At 46.8% G+C, this 15,242-nt stretch carries 13 protein-coding genes; 4 read left to right on the forward strand and 9 right to left on the reverse strand.

Annotated elements, in window-relative coordinates; translation table 11 throughout:
- Positions 1-147 precede the first annotated feature (147 nt).
- From P2H89_RS34335 to radA, 5 genes are all read right to left on the reverse strand, one after another.
- Positions 148-1,365: a DNA polymerase III subunit delta' gene (locus tag P2H89_RS34335; protein WP_275835910.1), complete on the reverse strand. Its 1,218-nt coding sequence runs from the start codon at positions 1,363-1,365 to the stop codon at positions 148-150.
- 670 nt (positions 1,366-2,035) lie between these two features.
- Positions 2,036-2,551, reverse strand: coding sequence for a glutathione peroxidase (locus P2H89_RS34340; protein WP_275835912.1), 516 nt, complete (start codon positions 2,549-2,551; stop codon positions 2,036-2,038).
- 208 nt (positions 2,552-2,759) lie between these two features.
- Positions 2,760-4,154, reverse strand: coding sequence for a choice-of-anchor Q domain-containing protein (locus P2H89_RS34345; RefSeq protein WP_275835914.1), 1,395 nt, complete (start codon positions 4,152-4,154; stop codon positions 2,760-2,762).
- Positions 4,155-4,287: 133 nt separating this feature from the next.
- Positions 4,288-4,986 (reverse strand): ComF family protein, encoded by a 699-nt coding sequence (locus tag P2H89_RS34350; RefSeq protein WP_275835916.1) that lies wholly within the window; start codon positions 4,984-4,986, stop codon positions 4,288-4,290.
- Positions 4,987-5,077: 91 nt separating this feature from the next.
- A complete protein-coding gene (gene radA, locus P2H89_RS34355) occupies positions 5,078-6,451 on the reverse strand; it encodes a DNA repair protein RadA (RefSeq protein WP_275835918.1) in 1,374 nt (457 codons plus the stop codon).
- Positions 6,452-7,074: 623 nt separating this feature from the next.
- Between radA and P2H89_RS34360 the strand changes: the two genes are divergently transcribed.
- Entirely contained in the window at positions 7,075-7,767 is a 693-nt protein-coding gene (locus P2H89_RS34360) for a zinc metallopeptidase (protein ID WP_275835920.1), read from the forward strand.
- Positions 7,768-8,543: 776 nt separating this feature from the next.
- Here the strand turns inward: P2H89_RS34360 and P2H89_RS34365 are convergent.
- The 4 genes from P2H89_RS34365 to P2H89_RS34380 all read right to left on the reverse strand — a co-directional run bounded on the left by P2H89_RS34365 (position 8,544) and on the right by P2H89_RS34380 (position 11,752).
- On the reverse strand, positions 8,544-10,097 hold the full coding sequence (locus tag P2H89_RS34365; RefSeq protein ID WP_275835922.1) for an Rne/Rng family ribonuclease: 1,554 nt from the start codon (positions 10,095-10,097) through the stop codon (positions 8,544-8,546).
- Positions 10,098-10,284: 187 nt separating this feature from the next.
- Positions 10,285-10,380 carry an AURKAIP1/COX24 domain-containing protein gene (locus P2H89_RS34370; protein WP_218827573.1) on the reverse strand — a complete coding sequence of 32 codons (96 nt, stop codon included), beginning with the start codon at positions 10,378-10,380 and terminating at the stop codon, positions 10,285-10,287.
- 179 nt (positions 10,381-10,559) lie between these two features.
- Positions 10,560-11,402 (reverse strand): tetratricopeptide repeat protein, encoded by an 843-nt coding sequence (locus P2H89_RS34375; RefSeq protein WP_275835928.1) that lies wholly within the window; start codon positions 11,400-11,402, stop codon positions 10,560-10,562.
- 29 nt (positions 11,403-11,431) lie between these two features.
- The gene (locus P2H89_RS34380; protein WP_014221934.1) at positions 11,432-11,752 is read right to left on the reverse strand and encodes an HU family DNA-binding protein; all 321 of its coding nucleotides are present in this window, start codon (positions 11,750-11,752) and stop codon (positions 11,432-11,434) included.
- A 201-nt stretch (positions 11,753-11,953) separates the two neighbouring features.
- On the opposite strand from P2H89_RS34380, the gene mutY reads away from it, so the two are divergent.
- The 3 genes from mutY (at position 11,954) to gldE (ending at position 15,155) form a co-directional block, all read left to right on the forward strand.
- Positions 11,954-13,024, forward strand: a complete 1,071-nt coding sequence (gene mutY, locus P2H89_RS34385) for an A/G-specific adenine glycosylase (RefSeq protein ID WP_275835932.1) — start codon at positions 11,954-11,956, stop codon at positions 13,022-13,024.
- A gap of 135 nt (positions 13,025-13,159) precedes the next feature.
- Positions 13,160-13,603: a single-stranded DNA-binding protein gene (locus P2H89_RS34390; RefSeq protein ID WP_275835934.1), complete on the forward strand. Its 444-nt coding sequence runs from the start codon at positions 13,160-13,162 to the stop codon at positions 13,601-13,603.
- 208 nt (positions 13,604-13,811) lie between these two features.
- Positions 13,812-15,155, forward strand: a complete 1,344-nt coding sequence (gene gldE, locus P2H89_RS34395; protein WP_275835936.1) for a gliding motility-associated protein GldE — start codon at positions 13,812-13,814, stop codon at positions 15,153-15,155.
- The last annotated feature ends 87 nt before the right edge of the window (positions 15,156-15,242 follow it).

The raw sequence follows: 15,242 nt of genomic DNA on the forward strand, positions 1-15,242 counted from the left end.
AAATACGCAATTGCAACACATTAATATAGCGAAGTAAGATAACCACGTAAACGCTCCTATCGCACAAAATCCACCCGCTACAGCCACTCTCTACAAATTCCTACACCACAGGCCGATTTACAAATATAGGTTTTTAAGTGTAAAACGTTACATCAGCCTGGTTACCTGCTTGTGAGCAATTATGTGATACAGTTTGATAGTGAGGGCGAGAAAGAGCATTTTGGCGTTGGCGTTACGTTCTATGAAGTAGGCGGAACGGTCAAGTTCTTCGATTATGGCCTCCTGTTGCTCAAATCCGGCGATCTTATTGAGCCTGGCCGCGAAGTCGCGTTCAGTATCAGGCATGTACACCGCATTTGGCCCCATGGCCTGCAGGCGAATGGCCTGTTCGAGCAAATGGTTGAAGTAAAGGAGGAACTGTTTCTGCTTTTCCCGTCCAAGTTTGCTAATGTCTTCTATCCATTTTACCTGCGATACCGGACCATTCTTGAGTATGGCGTTGAGCCATTCGCGCAGGAGCGCCTGCCAGTCTTCTCCGGCATGCCGGATGAGGTGGAGTGCCTCGCGGTAATTGCCGGCAGCGATGGATGCCACGGGCCTTGCCTGTTCTTCGCTGCAGTTGACCTTCGATATCAGGGCTTCCGTGATGGCTTCGGTGGTGAGGGCGGGTATCTTCACCAGTTGCGTCCTCGACAGAATGGTTGCGAGTATCTGCGATTCGTTTTCGGCCACCAGGATAAAAAGGGTATCGGGCGGCGGTTCCTCGATGAGCTTAAGGAGTTTGTTGCCTTCATTGCCCAGGTATTCGGGCATCCAAAGGATCAGGACTTTGAACCCGCTCTCGAAGCTCTTGAGGTTAAGTTTGCGGATGATCTCGTTACACTCGTAGGCGGTGATATTTCCCTGTTTGTTCTCGGCGCCAATGAACTGCAACCAGTCGTAGGAGTTGCCGTAGGGCTGCTCGTTGAGGAATTCCCTCCATTCGGTGATATAATCGGAACTGATGGGTTTATCGCCGGCTTTGCGTGGAATAACGGGATAAGAAAAATGAATATCGGGATGCACCAGTTGCTGCGCTTTCTGACAGGAGGGGCAAACGCCGCAGGCATCCATAAGGGTGGTTTTCAGGGCATGGGCATCGACCTCCGGTGCTTCTCCAAAGAGGGAAGGGCCGGCCTGGGCGGCGTCTTTTTTCCCGTTGACCTTTTCACACACTATATACTGGGCGAATGAGATGGCGAGCGGGAGCGATCCATTGCCTTCCTTACCGAGAAAAAGCAGTGCATGGCTGAGGCGATTGTGCTGTACCATTCCTGCTAAGTGCTCTTTTGTATCCTGCTGGCCGATGATATCCTTGAAAGACATGCGGCGAAGATAGGCGTAAAAAATAAACCGTTCGCTGGGGGCGAACGGTTTAAAAATCTTCCTGTACGGAAACGATTTCAACAGGGTTCTTACTACAGGATATCCCGGACTACTATTTATTTGAGCTACTGAAATGCTAGTCTTTGGGTCGTCGCTCCAGGATAGGCTTTAGTCAATGGATAGGTGGATTCAGTGGTGGTTTTCCGTTTGGACATGGTTGCTGGCTTTCTCAGGAATTGGATCATCGTTTCGCAGTTACTGGTTCGGCCATTTTCAATGGTATTGGATGGATTGTTTTCGCCGGCAAGCTGTATCGTTCCTTTCAAAGGATGGTTTCAGGTCGGGATTTCAAACTAATTGGATCTGGTCTTTCCGGCGGATTGGATTGGTGATGTAAAGGTGTTTAAATGTCAGCGGAACAATAAATCTATTCGGCGAGTGGTTGCAACCGGGCGATTTTTGGCGTTATACGGTCGATGTTGGTACACGTAAACGGTTAGTCATTAATAATCAATCAAATAGATCGGGTTAAACCTTTGATTTATATCTATCAAATGGACTTTCAAGGGTATAGGTAATAATGCCCAGGGGGAGCATTGCGATAGTACTGATATGAAATAAAAAAAGCGGATAACCAGTATCCGCTTTATACAATAATTGTTCTTAATGCTTAGTTGAGGTACTTCGTCAGCTCCTCGCTCATGGGCTTTACCTTGCTGGGGATCACTGCCACGAGTTTTCCATTTTCGTCGATGAGGAATTTGGTGAAGTTCCATTTGATGGGATCTTCAACGCCGAGCTTTTTGGCTTCTTCGGTGAGGTATTTGAAGAGCGGGTGTATATCGTCGCCCTTTACCGATACTTTTTCTGCCATCGGGAAGGTTACGCCATAATTCTTGCGGCATACTTCCTGGATGTCTTCACTGGTGCCTGGCTCCTGGTTGGCAAAGTTGTTGGCGGGGAAGCCGACAATAACAAGCTTATCCTTGTATTTCTCGAATAGCTGCTGCAATTCGGTATACTGCGGAGTGAGGCCGCATTTAGAAGCGGTATTCACGATCAGTATCTTCTTGCCTTTGTATTTGGAAAAGTTGATGCTTTCTTTTCCTTCGAGCGCCGGCACTTTAAAATCATAGATAGATGTTGCTGCAATGAGCAAAAGCGAACCAATTAACAGGCGTATCATAGATGTAAGTTTTTTGAGATAATAAATCTAATACAAAGATGGTGCTTAATTGGTTGCTGGGGCTGGAAAATTTAACCGGGCTGTCGGCGATAACGATTGCTTAACGGGCGCAGAGTGATCTTGCGTCCTGGATGGGAGACGATCGAAAGGGGGAATCTGAACTGATCGGGGTAATTATTATCAGCCATACCAGCTACCTGGCGCCATATTATTGTTTTTCATAACATCCGAGGTCGGGCATACCTACTGGGCGCGGTTTACCATCGAGATCGATGGTGAGGGGAGTGGCTTTGCCTCTGTTGATGGCGGGCGACTCTTCCCGAAGGCGAAAATTATAAATGCGTTTCTGGTTATCGATGCTATCGAACACGGGCGCCTGGTTGGCAATGATGTTGGCGGTTACCGCATTGGCAGGGCTGTTCTTCAGTTTCCATAAACAGTTCTGGAAGCTGACGGCGAATGCCCCGCTACCCTGTTTGGCGGTGATCACTTCATCTTCCACAACACTGTTGTCGGCCCAGAAAATGCTATTGGAGAAGCTGGCATTCAGATCACCGGTGACGATCGTATTGCCGTCCTTGATGAAATCGGTTACCTGCAGTATAGGGTCCTTGTGCTGTATGTATCCGTTTGAATAGGCTACGGAGGTGATGTGGTTGAAGCTGTACTGACCACCCAGGGCCAGTATCATATTCTTACCACAATTGCTGATGAGGCAGTTCTCGGCGCTGATAGAAGACTGGATGGCCTGGATACCTGCATCATAACAATTGTCTATGATGGATTCGTATAACCTGAGTTTGGGCAGGCTATTGGTGGAAGGGCCTACTGCGATGATGCCCTGGTAGGCATTTTTTACAACTGTGTATTGCAGGTAGTTGTTCTTGCTTTCGCCGCGGAAGTAAATGCCGGGCCATGCGCCGGGATAATCCCTATAGGGATCGTCGAGACGGTCGCTGCGGAAGATGACACGGGTGCTATCATACTTTTCGCCATTGGCCTGTAGTGTTCCATCCACGATAAATGGCGCATCAGCGTGTAAATATATGCGGGTTCCTTTGGCGATATTAAGGGTGGCGTTGGTATCTACCTGTAATCCGCCCAGGATGACATAGGGTTTATCGTTGAACCAGGTTTCGTCGTGATCTATCACTTTTGAGCGAAGGAAATGGGCATTTTGCCCCCAAGCTTCCAGTTGTATCCATTTTTCCTGGTTGTTGAACTGCAGGTGGATGCTGTCTTTGATGACGAAGGGAAGATCGGCCGCTGAAGGATCTATTTTTACGGATACAAATACATAGGCACTATCATTGGCTTCGATCTCCACATTACTCACGACCGGGCCTGGGGTTCCATCTACATTAAGTTTAAAATAGGAATTCATGCCACCGGCGAGCGACACACTCCGTAAGCGAAGCTTTTGGTCATTGTCATTAAAGATGCGAAAATAGTGGGTCACTGATCCTATGGTGGTGAATACGGTATCGAAGTGCAGGGTATCGGCAGAGGTGCTGAGGTTGGCGTTGCCTGTAATGAATGAATCTTTCTTGCAAGAGAGGGCCATCAAGGCTACGATCATTATGAATACCTGTACTTTCTTCATGGATTGCTAATGTATACCCGATCTTTGAAAATACGAAATCCGGATTGGGTGGTATGTTATTTTGTGCCCTTTCCGGCGGTGTACGTTTCTCCGGTTGTTTTAACGCTGTCAGGGCCGAATAATTGTCAGGTGACTACCGGGTAACAAAACCGATGGTAGCGACGCTGAGGGTTACCTGCGGGGCCTGTAGCAGGGCCCTGCCGCAGGCTTCGAGCGTAGCCCCGGTGGTGAGCACGTCGTCTACCAGCAGAATATGTTTTCCTTCGATTAGGGTGTGGCTGCGCAGTTCAAATTTGCCTTCCATATTCTGCCAGCGTTCTATCCTGTTCTTCCGGGTTTGAGATTGGGTACGGGATGTACGAACCACTACATTGGGCAATACGGGTAACTGCCATTTTTCGGCGAGGCCTTCGCACAATAGGTGAGATTGGTTGTAGCCTCTTTGCCGTTCGCGTGCGCTGAACAGCGGTACAGGTATCAGTGCATCGGGTTTATTGAAATGCTGGCTTTCCTGCAGGGCTTCCCCCAGTCTGTGTGCGAGCCATGTGCCAATGTCTTTCCGGTTCTTGTATTTGAATTCATGGAGCAGGTGTTGCAGCAGGGAGTCTTTGGTGAAGTAAGCAAAGCTGGTGGCGTTGACGAGCGGTAGCCGGCCACGGAACAAGTGGTGCACCGGATTTTCGGCATAAAGGTGAAAGTTGGTGAGCGGTAGTTCACTGATGCAGGTGAGACAAAGCAGCTGTTGCTGGTGAAGGGCATCGTTGCCGCATCCGGCGCAAGTGTGCGGAAAGAATAGATGCAGGAAAGACCTGATGATATCGGATATGTTCATGCCAGGTGATTTAAACAGAAAAACATGGAGCGACGAAAGCCGCTCCATGTGCATGTACATATACCCTTTATCGATGTATTTGGATTGGACCTTAGAAAAGATATTGGTACACTTCATCTACCCGGCCCATCGAGAGTACTTCGATGTTGAATTTTTGCAGGTTAAGTCCCTTCTGGCTGTAGCGCGAGACGATGATCTTTTCAAATCCAAGTTTCTCGGCTTCTGCGATCCTTTGCTCGATGCGGTTTACGGCCCTGATCTCTCCACTGAGGCCTACTTCGCCCGCGAAGCAGGTGAGTGGCGGCAGCGGTACGTCTTCGTACGAACTCAGGAGTGCGCAAAGTACTGCGAGGTCGATAGAAGGATCTTCGACTTTTAATCCACCGGCGATGTTCAGGAAAACGTCCTTCATGCCAAAATGGAAGCCTCCTCTTTTCTCAAGTACTGCCAGCAATAGCTGCAGACGACGAAGGTCGAACCCGGAAACGGTACGCTGAGGGGTGCCGTACACAGATTGGGTGACGAGGGCCTGTACTTCGATGAGGAGTGGGCGCATGCCTTCGAGAGAAGCTGCTATAGCGATACCGCTGAGACGATCTTCTTTTTGGCTGATGAGGATCTCGCTGGGGTTGTTGACGCCGCGCATGCCTTCGCCCGACATTTCATAGATGCCGAGTTCGGCTGTTCCTCCAAAACGGTTCTTGATGGTGCGGAGTATGCGATAGGCATAGTGCCGATCGCCTTCGAACTGCAGTACGGTGTCGACCATATGCTCCAGTATCTTCGGGCCTGCTATAGCACCATCTTTGGTGATGTGGCCTATCAGGAATACCGGTATGTTGGTTTCTTTGGCAAATCGCTGAAATTCGGATGCGGATTCCCGTATCTGCGATATGCTGCCGGGGGAGGAATCGATATAAGGCGATTGTATGGTTTGTATAGAGTCTACGATCACCAGTTGCGGTCTTAATTTTTTTATCTCCTGAAATATCGTTTGGGTAGAAGTTTCTGTAAGGAGGTAGAATTGATCATTGAGTATTTTAAGCCGGTCGGCGCGCATTTTAATTTGCTGATCGCTTTCCTCGCCGCTGATATAGAGCGTAGTAATGTCTTTCAGCAGTAAGCCGATCTGCAGGAACAGCGTGGATTTACCAATACCAGGTTCTCCTGCTATCAATGTGATGCTGCCGGGAACGATACCTCCGCCAAGTACACGGTTGAGTTCAACATCGGGAGTTATGATGCGCTTTTGTTCGGGCGTAGTTACTGCATGAAGCGGTATTGTTTTAATTTCCTTTTTGTCTTCATGAAAGTTTTTCCAGGTATTCTCTTTTTGGGAAGACTCTTTGTGTATCACTTCTTGTACGAATGTATTCCAGGATGCGCAGGAAGGACACTTACCGAGCCACTTAGCGCTTTCGTATCCACAGTTAGTACAAAAGAAGGCAGTTTTCACTTTACTCATGCGATAAAGTTAGTGGTATAATGAGTATTGAAGTGAATTGAAATGATCATCACGTGGTGTTATGGAGTAATCGTTGATTGAAGTTTGTATGTTTTGATTTTTTGTGATCGTTGATGTGTTCAAAACGGATCTGTTAATGAAACTTCGTGTTGATTAAAGGTGCTTCATCTGCATGATCAGCAGCTGCGCGAAAGAGGATAGAAAAGTGGTGGAAAAACAGATAAAAAATGAGGCTGTTGATGCGGGATATTTTTCAAAAGTAAAAGGGCCAACATTGCTGTTGACCCCTTACTTACTAACCCATTAAATTCTTGCACTAAATTACAAATAAGCACCACATAACAAAATTATTTTTTGAGGTTGTGAATAAATTATGGGCCTCTTTTCAGGTAGGCAAGGTCGGTGGAAAGAGGGGGCGTAAAGCATTGATAATTAATAAATAAGAATCATATTAGTATTTATGGGAAAGTCTTTGTGATAAAATGTCAGCTATTACCTTTTGTCAAAAAATGCGGTGACAAAATGCCGCTCCCGGAGGGCTAAAAACAGACAAAAAAACACACAAAAAAAGCTGGTAACTGTTTTGAAGTACAGGTGTTATATAGTATAAAACTGGACAAAAAATGACACCATCCATTTTGGTTATTTCTTTGATTTTTTTAGGCATCAGTATGCTCGTTTCGGGGGTACTGAAAAGCAAGTTTACGGCCTACAGCCGGATCGGGCTTTATTCCGGTTTGACCGGCCGGGAGGTTGCTGAGAAAATGTTGAGGGATAATGGCATTTTTGACGTGAAAGTAGTGTCGGTCGACGGTTTTTTGAGCGATCACTACAATCCCGCCACTAAAACGGTGAACCTGAGTCCCGATGTGTATAATGGCAGCTCCATAGCGGCGGCGGCCGTGGCGGCTCACGAATGTGGCCACGCGGTGCAACATGCTACTGCTTATCAATGGCTTACGATGCGGAGCAAGCTGGTTCCGGTCGTGCAGTTCAGTTCGAATTTTGTGCAGTGGATCTTACTGGCCGGGGTTGTTATGATTAATGCCTTTCCGGGCCTTTTGCTGGTCGGTATTATCCTTTTTGGGCTGACGACCATTTTTTCTCTGATCACCCTTCCCGTAGAGTTCGACGCCAGCAACCGGGCCCTCGCCTGGCTGGAGCGAACGAATGTCACCAACAGGCAGGAATTTCCCAAAGCCAAAGACGCCCTTAAATGGGCAGCTCTTACCTATGTCGTTGCGGCTGTGGCGTCTATCGCGACCCTGGTGCAATATATCCTCATCTTTTTGGGCGGTAACCGTGAGCGGAATTAATCGAATTTTTTTCAGAAACATTTAGCAAAATGAATAAAAGCTGTGCAGCATCCTGCACAGCTTATTTGTCTTCTTGTCGTGCTACGCCTGTCAGCCATGGGCGTAATCCTCCAAAATCACTAAAGAATTTTTACCGAACTGGGCGAAACCCAGTCTGGCACCATATCTAACTGCGCCGGGACTGAACCTGCTACAATTACCCGGCTATCAATAACCAATGCTAACTGTGACGCGAACTCCGGCCGACGGCCGGAGTTTTTTTTTCCTGCCTGTACCGGAGTGCTATCGTATGCCTGGGTTCAGGCGATTTATTGATGGAGCAGGGGAAAATTCTGAAGGATTTGAATAGATGCCGGGTCTAAATGGGGGAGATAAGCGAGATGGAAATTTTGTGTTTTTCGGTATCGGGCAATAGAGAATCTCCCTTTTTTCGGAATTTGCCTGCACACTTATGGGCCAAATCTGCACACTTACAGGCGAAACCTACGCACTTATTGGTTTGTTGTAGGAGTAATGCGCGCAGCTCCATAATTTCACGTCCTGTTATTTCTGATATCACGAGAGTTTCTGGTTCGCCTTTCTATAGTCTATCGGGTACCTTCCCTACGGTGCCCGATTTTTTTTATTACTGCATATAGATTTCTTCCAGGCAAGGAGCGGGAAGGCCGCCGATCATTGGTTACCGGTTGAATAATATATTCAATCACGTAACCCTTACAGCGTGTACAGGGAACGCAAAGTCCTAATGGGAGAGTAAATTCAGTTCAGGAGAATTGTCAAAGCTTGATCTCTTCCTCGTGTTTATCGAAGAAATGAAATTCGGTGAGGTGATAGTTGGTGTTCTCAGACATCCTGATCTTCTGCCCGTATTTCATTCTCCACTTCCATTTTTTGGATTTGAAGAGCCAACCTCCTTTGGTGAGGTAGGCGTACATGATAGGGTGTACCACCAGGTTGAGGTCTTTGTGCTGGTGTGTGAGGAGGTAACTGAGGTTCTTTTCGATCTCATCTTCGAGGAGCAGGGTAGAGGAGATCTTTCCTGTGCCCGCACAGGTAGGACATACTTCCTGTGTATTGATATTCATTTCAGGTTTCATCCGTTGCCGGGTGATCTGCATGATACCAAACTTGGAGATGGGGAGTACTGCATGCTTGGCCCTGTCGGGCTTCATGAATTCTTCCATGGCCTCGAGGAGCTTGCGCTTGTTATCGGGCAGCTTCATATCGATGAAGTCTACCACGATGATACCACCGAGATCGCGAAGGCGAAGCTGGCGGGAGATTTCGGCTGCTGCTTCGAGGTTGGTTTCAAGTGCGTTCAACTCCTGGTTGTTACCTACGCTTTTGTAACCGCTGTTTACGTCGATCACATGTAACGCTTCGGTATGCTCGATGATGAGATAGGCTCCGCTGGGCAGGTTAACGGTTTTGCCGAAGGCGGCTTTTACCTGCTTGGTGATGCCAAACTGATCAAAGATGGGGAGTCCGTTCTGGTAGAACGCAACGATGTCGGCTTTTTCCGGAGCGATGCGCTGGATATAGCTACGTGTATCGTTGTAGATATTGCGGTCGTTGATGACGATCTTGTTAAAGTCTTCATTCAACAGATCGCGGAGGATGCTGGTGGTTTTGGTTTGCTCGCTTAATATTTTAGCGGGCGCTACGGAACCTTTAAGATTGCTTTGGATAGCTTTCCAGGTTTCAACCAGCATGGAGAGATCTTCGTGCAGTTCGGCCGTGTTCTTTCCTTCGGCGGCTGTGCGCACGATTACGCCAAAGTTCTTTGGCTTGATGGCTTCAACGATCTTTTGCAGGCGCTTACGTTCATCCGCAGAGTGGATCTTACGGGATACTGCAACGATATCGTTAAAGGGTGTAATAACAACGAAGCGACCGGGTAAAGAGATCTCGCAACTGAGGCGCGGGCCTTTGGCGGCGATGGGTTCTTTGAGGATCTGTACGAGTATATTGGGCTTGCCGCTCAATACTTCGTTGATCTTACCGGTTTTGATGATCTCGGGTTCTACCTGGAAGGTGCCGAATTCGAAATCTTTGCCGTTGTCATTGATGGCCTGTTGGGTAAATTTCAATAGAGAGCGGGCATAAGGGCTGAGGTCGGTATAATGCAGAAATGCATCTTTTTCGAACCCCACGTCTACAAAAGCCGCATTAAGGCCAGGGATCAGTTTTTTGACTTTGCCAAGATAGAGGTCTCCCACGGCAAAACTGGCATCAGCTTTTTCGTGATGCAGTTCTACCAGCTTCTTATCCTCTAATAGGGCAATTTCCACGCCCTGAGGTGCAGCATTTATAATTAGCTCCTTATTCAAGCGTTACATCTTTTACCGTCTTACCAATCATCACTACAAGGAAGGCGCTGAAGTGGAATTAGTTGTCAAATATCCAGCCGGTCAGATTTGCAAGCAACACGACTGTAAATAAATGACAAATAATAAATTCAGCTAAAGAAGGAAAGGGGCCCCGTTTTGAGCGGGACCCGTTGCAAGAAGATAAAACTTAACGATTTTTCTTCTTATGACGGTTCTTTCTCAGTCTCTTTTTACGCTTATGCGTCGCAATCTTATGACGTTTTCTTTTTTTACCACAAGGCATAATACACCAATGATTTTTAATTAACTAATAATTTTGAGCTTTGCTTTCATCTTGGCTGTGTGCTTTCTGATGAAAGGCTAGCTATATCGGTCTAAAAGTGAAAACCCGAAATCCGCGTTTTACCGAACGGATACTACTGGGATTTCGAATTTCTCTTTCTCAGTGTTCTATGGACAGGTTTACTTTTTCAGCGACTCAATGCGATCATCAATGTCTTTTACAAAACCAGGCTCTTTCAAAAGCTTTCTACTGGCGGTGTACCATTTGATGGCATTGGCTTTGTCACCTTTACGTTCACAGGCATCGGCCAACATCAGGATTGCTTCCAGATTGTTGGGTTCGTGCTCTGCCACTTTGGTCAAGCGCTCTATGGCTTTGTCCAACTGGCCGGAAACCAAACCGCCGATGCCGAGCATAAATTGTGCATACATATTATGCGGATCGCGTTCAGAAACTTCCCGGATCATCTGAATTCCCTGCATCGGATTGTCGCTAATGCCTCCGAGGAGGTAGCAACTACCGAGTCCGATCTTCAGGGAATCGTCGTTGGGATCCAATTGTAAAGCCTTCTCAAACAACTCTTTAGCCTCTATGGCCATCCATCTTTTCAGTGCGGGTTCATCCTGTCGGCGAATACCGTCTAAATAGAATTGGGCAGCAAAGGTGAGGTTTTTTTGAGAATTTTCCAATTTAGCAGCTTCTCCGCTGTACCAGGCAAAGGGCAGCAGCATATGAGCCGAGTCTTTCCAGAACTCGGCCAGTTGCCGGAATACCTTGATTTGCTGCTCTTTTACATCACCACGCACAACAGCAGATTCCAGCTTGCTAACGTGAGCCTGCTGGGATGGCGTTAACTTCTGGCGGGAGGCCGCCAGAATAGTTTCAATGTCTAACTGGCCCGCAGCATTGGCTGTTGCTGCAGGCATCGTCTTATCTTTCGGGGGGATTGTTCGGCCAAAGAAGTAAACCAGGCAAAGGAGGACTACTCCACTGCCAATGAGGACCATCTGCTGCTTTTTCACGAATCAGAACAATTTAGTGAGCAGCAAATTTACATTTCATCATCGGGGTTTGGTTGATCTTCTTTGACGGATTGTAACTTTTTAACTTCTGCCACAAATTCTTTGGCAGGTTTGAATGCAGGAATGTAATGTTCAGGGATGTGTACCGCAATGTTTTTCTTAATGTTGCGGCCGATTTTAGCAGCCCGCTTCTTTGTAATGAAGCTGCCAAACCCACGAATGTAGATGTTTTCTCCTTGGGATAAGGTATCTTTCACTTCCTTGAACATGGTCTCCAGCGTAACCAAAACATCAACCTTTGGAATACCTGTTTTTTCAGATATTTGGTTAACGAGGTCTGCCTTTCTCATGTCGTTGAATTTTTAACGGGTTTTAAAAATTGTTTACTATAAACGGCAATTGGCACAAAATCAATTCATTACTCAAATTAAAGGTTAATTCGCACATTTGCAAGAAAAGGTCTAAATAATTGATAGTGAGGGGTATCAATTTCCGTGCCGGTTAGTATTAACCAGTCTCATTATCAAAAGGTTATATATTCAATATTTACCATGAAACCAATCTTCACAGAACAGCTTTTAGCGTGGAATAAGTCCAAAAATTCGAGGTCGATGCCCTGGAAAGGAGAAAAAGACCCCTATAAAATATGGCTCAGCGAAATCATTTTACAACAAACAAGGGTTGAACAGGGACTGGCTTATTATGAGAAATTTATCAAAGCATTTCCTACTATTCAACAACTTGCAAAAGCACCCGAAAAGAAAATATTCAAATTATGGGAAGGGTTGGGCTATTATACCAGGTGCAGAAACCTGATGGCCACTGCGCAGATCGTTGTCAATGATTACAAGGGAAAATTTCCAGCTACTTATGAGGAGATCAAAAAACTCAAGGGTATCGGTCCCTATACAGCAGCGGCGATCTCCTCTTTCGCTTTTAATGAAGCACAAGCTGTTGTTGATGGTAATGTGCAACGTGTGATTGCCCGTTACTTCGGTATCTCAACGCCGATCGACACTACCGCCGGCAAGAAGATGTATCAGGAACTGGCTACCGCATTGCTGGATACTGAACAGCCTGGTGTTTACAACCAGGCGATTATGGATTTTGGCGCTGTGATCTGCAAGCCGCAAAACCCATTGTGCGGTGAATGTCCTCAACAAGCCGATTGTGAAGCGTTTAAGCACAACCTGGTGAAGCAATTGCCAGTCAAGGAGAAGACCCTGGCCAAAAAAGATCGATGGTTCTATTATTTCATCATTCAATTCCAGGACAAGATCTATATTCACCAACGTACCGGAAAAGACATTTGGCAGGACCTCCATGAGTTTGCACTGTACGAAGCGGAAACACCGGTTCAAACCCTGTTCCAGGACCTCCCCTTCCTGAAAGAACTTTTCGGCAAACAATCATATTCGGTCACTCATATTAGTAAAGTTTTTCATCAGCAGCTCACCCATCAGCACATCCATGGCCAGTTCATTACAGTAACCACATTGAAACCGGTTACTGCTTTGAAGGGCTACGACCTCGTTGATAAAAAGCAATTGAAAAAGGTCGCATTTCCGCGTATCATTAAATCCTTCCTGGAAGAAAAAGCGTCTCTGGCACAGTTATTTTAATGCTTTGAATATGACTGGGATGCTCCCTATATTAACACTTAGACGGGGCAAAAAAGTGGAAAATGTCTACAAAAAAAATTAACTTTAAGAGTAAATAAAACCGGTAGACGATTTCTAACAATAAACTCACCATTTATGAGAGGCGTTAACAGGGTTATGCTCATTGGCAATTTGGGAAGAGATCCGGATGTACAGTACCTGGAAGGCAATATCGCAGTAGCAAAGTTTCCGTTGGCCACTACCGAGACCTTTAAGGACAGAGCCGGTAAACTGATTTCACAAACAGAGTGGCATACGGTAGTACTTTGGAGGGGTTTGGCCGAGCTTGCCCAGAAATACCTGCATAAAGGGAGCCTGGTTTATATCGAGGGCCGCCTGCGTACCCGTAGCTGGGAAGACAAGGAGGGTAACAAGAAGTTCGCTACCGAAGTTGTAGGTGATAACCTCATTATGCTCGATAAACGCACTGATGGCGCCCACCATGGCCCGCAATCCAATTCTCATGGAGAAAACATTGAAGGGTTCAACAGTGCCGATATTCCCCCCATGGGCGAACCTTCGCAAGACCTACCCTTTTAATGACAGCTTATCCGGCATTCACAAGATTTAATCGGGCCGCAGCGCAATAAAGTCCCCCTAAATCCATTTTTGATCTTTCCGGCCCGCGATAATACTTTTGCACAAATTTTGTTTATTTGAGGCAGGTTAAAACCTGCCTTTCTGATGCGGCACAGTAAATAACACCCGGTCATTGTTGATCGATCATTTTTAACAAAAACCAATTGCTTTGGATAATCCTTTCCGGTGTTTGTTATCAGGCGAAGTATGGCAGCCCGTATTTTTAGCGGTAAACGTACAAACCACGACCATTTTATCTGCAGTAGTTTTAATTCTCTTGCTGCTTTCTTTCTTCATAGCTGGAGCCAAAGTGGCTTTCTTTTCGCTCACTTACCGGGATGTGAATATGCTGAAAACCAAACAGGACTCGGGCTGGAAGCGTATTGCCAACCTGCTGGAGGAGCCCGGTAAGCTCCAGGCGGCGCTCATGATCGCCAATACCCTTATTAACATTGCGATCATCATACTGGCGAACTTTCTCATCGACAACATCTTTACATTCAAACAGGATGGAGTGTTTGTCCAGTTTTTGGTGTACTTCCTCAAAGCTATTGTTATCTCTGCGGTGATCGTATTGTTCGGCGAGATACTGCCCAAGGTAAGGGCCAATCAAAACAACCTTCGGTCTGCCTACGAGTCATCATTCCTGGTGGAGGTGATCTATTACCTGTTCAAACGACTGGCTGGCGGACTCGTCAACCTCTCCGACAGGGTAGAAAGGATCTTCGGCGGTAAGGCCTCCAGAGCCCTGACGCAGAAACACCTCGAAGAAGAGATCCGCTCCACGATCCGTGAGGAAGGCGAGCAGCGCATCCTGGCGGGCATTTACAAGTTTGCCAATATTACTGTTAAGCAGGTCATGTGTACCCGGTTGGATGTACATGGCGTTGAGTATGGCATTTCGTTCAAAGAACTGAAAAAGATCGTGCAGGACGAGCATTACTCCCGCTTGCCAGTCTACAAGCGGAGCCTGGACGATATCCAGGGCATCATACATTCCAAGGATCTCGTGCCTCACCTCAATGAGCCTGATAACTTCGACTGGCAGAGCCTGTTGCGGCCACCTTTCTTTGTGCATGAACAAAAATTTATTGAAGACCTGCTCACTGAATTCCAGACCAAGCGCATCCATTTTGCCGTGGTAGTCGATGAATTTGGTGGCACCAGCGGTATCATTACCCTGGAGGATATCCTGGAAGAGATCATTGGAGAGATCAAGGATGAATTTGACGATGAAGAATCGGGCAATAAGAAGATTGACGATGCCACTTATATTTTTGAAGGCCGTACGATGATCTACGATGCCTGCAGCACTATGAACCTGCCTGCCGATACTTTCGACCAGGTGAAAGGAGAAAGCGACTCGCTGGCGGGCCTTATCCTGGAGCTGGCAGGTGAGATTCCCAAGGCCGGTGATGTAGTACCCATCGGCGATTTCGAGTTTACCATCCTGGAGGTGGAGCGCAACCGGATCAAAAAAGTGAAGGTTGATATTAAGCCCGGTACCGTTTAATGGCCTTCGTGCAGGCTGTCGCAGCAACCTGATCGAGCGTGGAAGGCCGCTCCTATCAATTGTCCAGCTTTTCAATTACCGTTGATC

It is taken from the genome of Paraflavitalea sp. CAU 1676 (assembly GCF_029223285.1).
Lineage (GTDB): Bacteria > Bacteroidota > Bacteroidia > Chitinophagales > Chitinophagaceae > Paraflavitalea.

What these genes read in the sequence shown, in the direction of transcription:
- P2H89_RS34335 (WP_275835910.1), bottom strand. Translation starts at nt 1,365, where the DNA reads ATGTCTTTCAAGGATATCATCGGCCAGCAGGATACAAAAGAGCACTTA.
- P2H89_RS34340 (WP_275835912.1), bottom strand. Translation starts at nt 2,551, where the DNA reads ATGATACGCCTGTTAATTGGTTCGCTTTTGCTCATTGCAGCAACATCT.
- P2H89_RS34345 (WP_275835914.1), bottom strand. Translation starts at nt 4,154, where the DNA reads ATGAAGAAAGTACAGGTATTCATAATGATCGTAGCCTTGATGGCCCTC.
- P2H89_RS34350 (WP_275835916.1), bottom strand. Translation starts at nt 4,986, where the DNA reads ATGAACATATCCGATATCATCAGGTCTTTCCTGCATCTATTCTTTCCG.
- radA (WP_275835918.1), bottom strand. Translation starts at nt 6,451, where the DNA reads ATGAGTAAAGTGAAAACTGCCTTCTTTTGTACTAACTGTGGATACGAA.
- P2H89_RS34360 (WP_275835920.1), top strand. Translation starts at nt 7,075, where the DNA reads ATGACACCATCCATTTTGGTTATTTCTTTGATTTTTTTAGGCATCAGT.
- P2H89_RS34370 (WP_218827573.1), bottom strand. Translation starts at nt 10,380, where the DNA reads ATGCCTTGTGGTAAAAAAAGAAAACGTCATAAGATTGCGACGCATAAG.
- P2H89_RS34380 (WP_014221934.1), bottom strand. Translation starts at nt 11,752, where the DNA reads ATGAGAAAGGCAGACCTCGTTAACCAAATATCTGAAAAAACAGGTATT.
- mutY (WP_275835932.1), top strand. Translation starts at nt 11,954, where the DNA reads ATGAAACCAATCTTCACAGAACAGCTTTTAGCGTGGAATAAGTCCAAA.
- P2H89_RS34390 (WP_275835934.1), top strand. Translation starts at nt 13,160, where the DNA reads ATGAGAGGCGTTAACAGGGTTATGCTCATTGGCAATTTGGGAAGAGAT.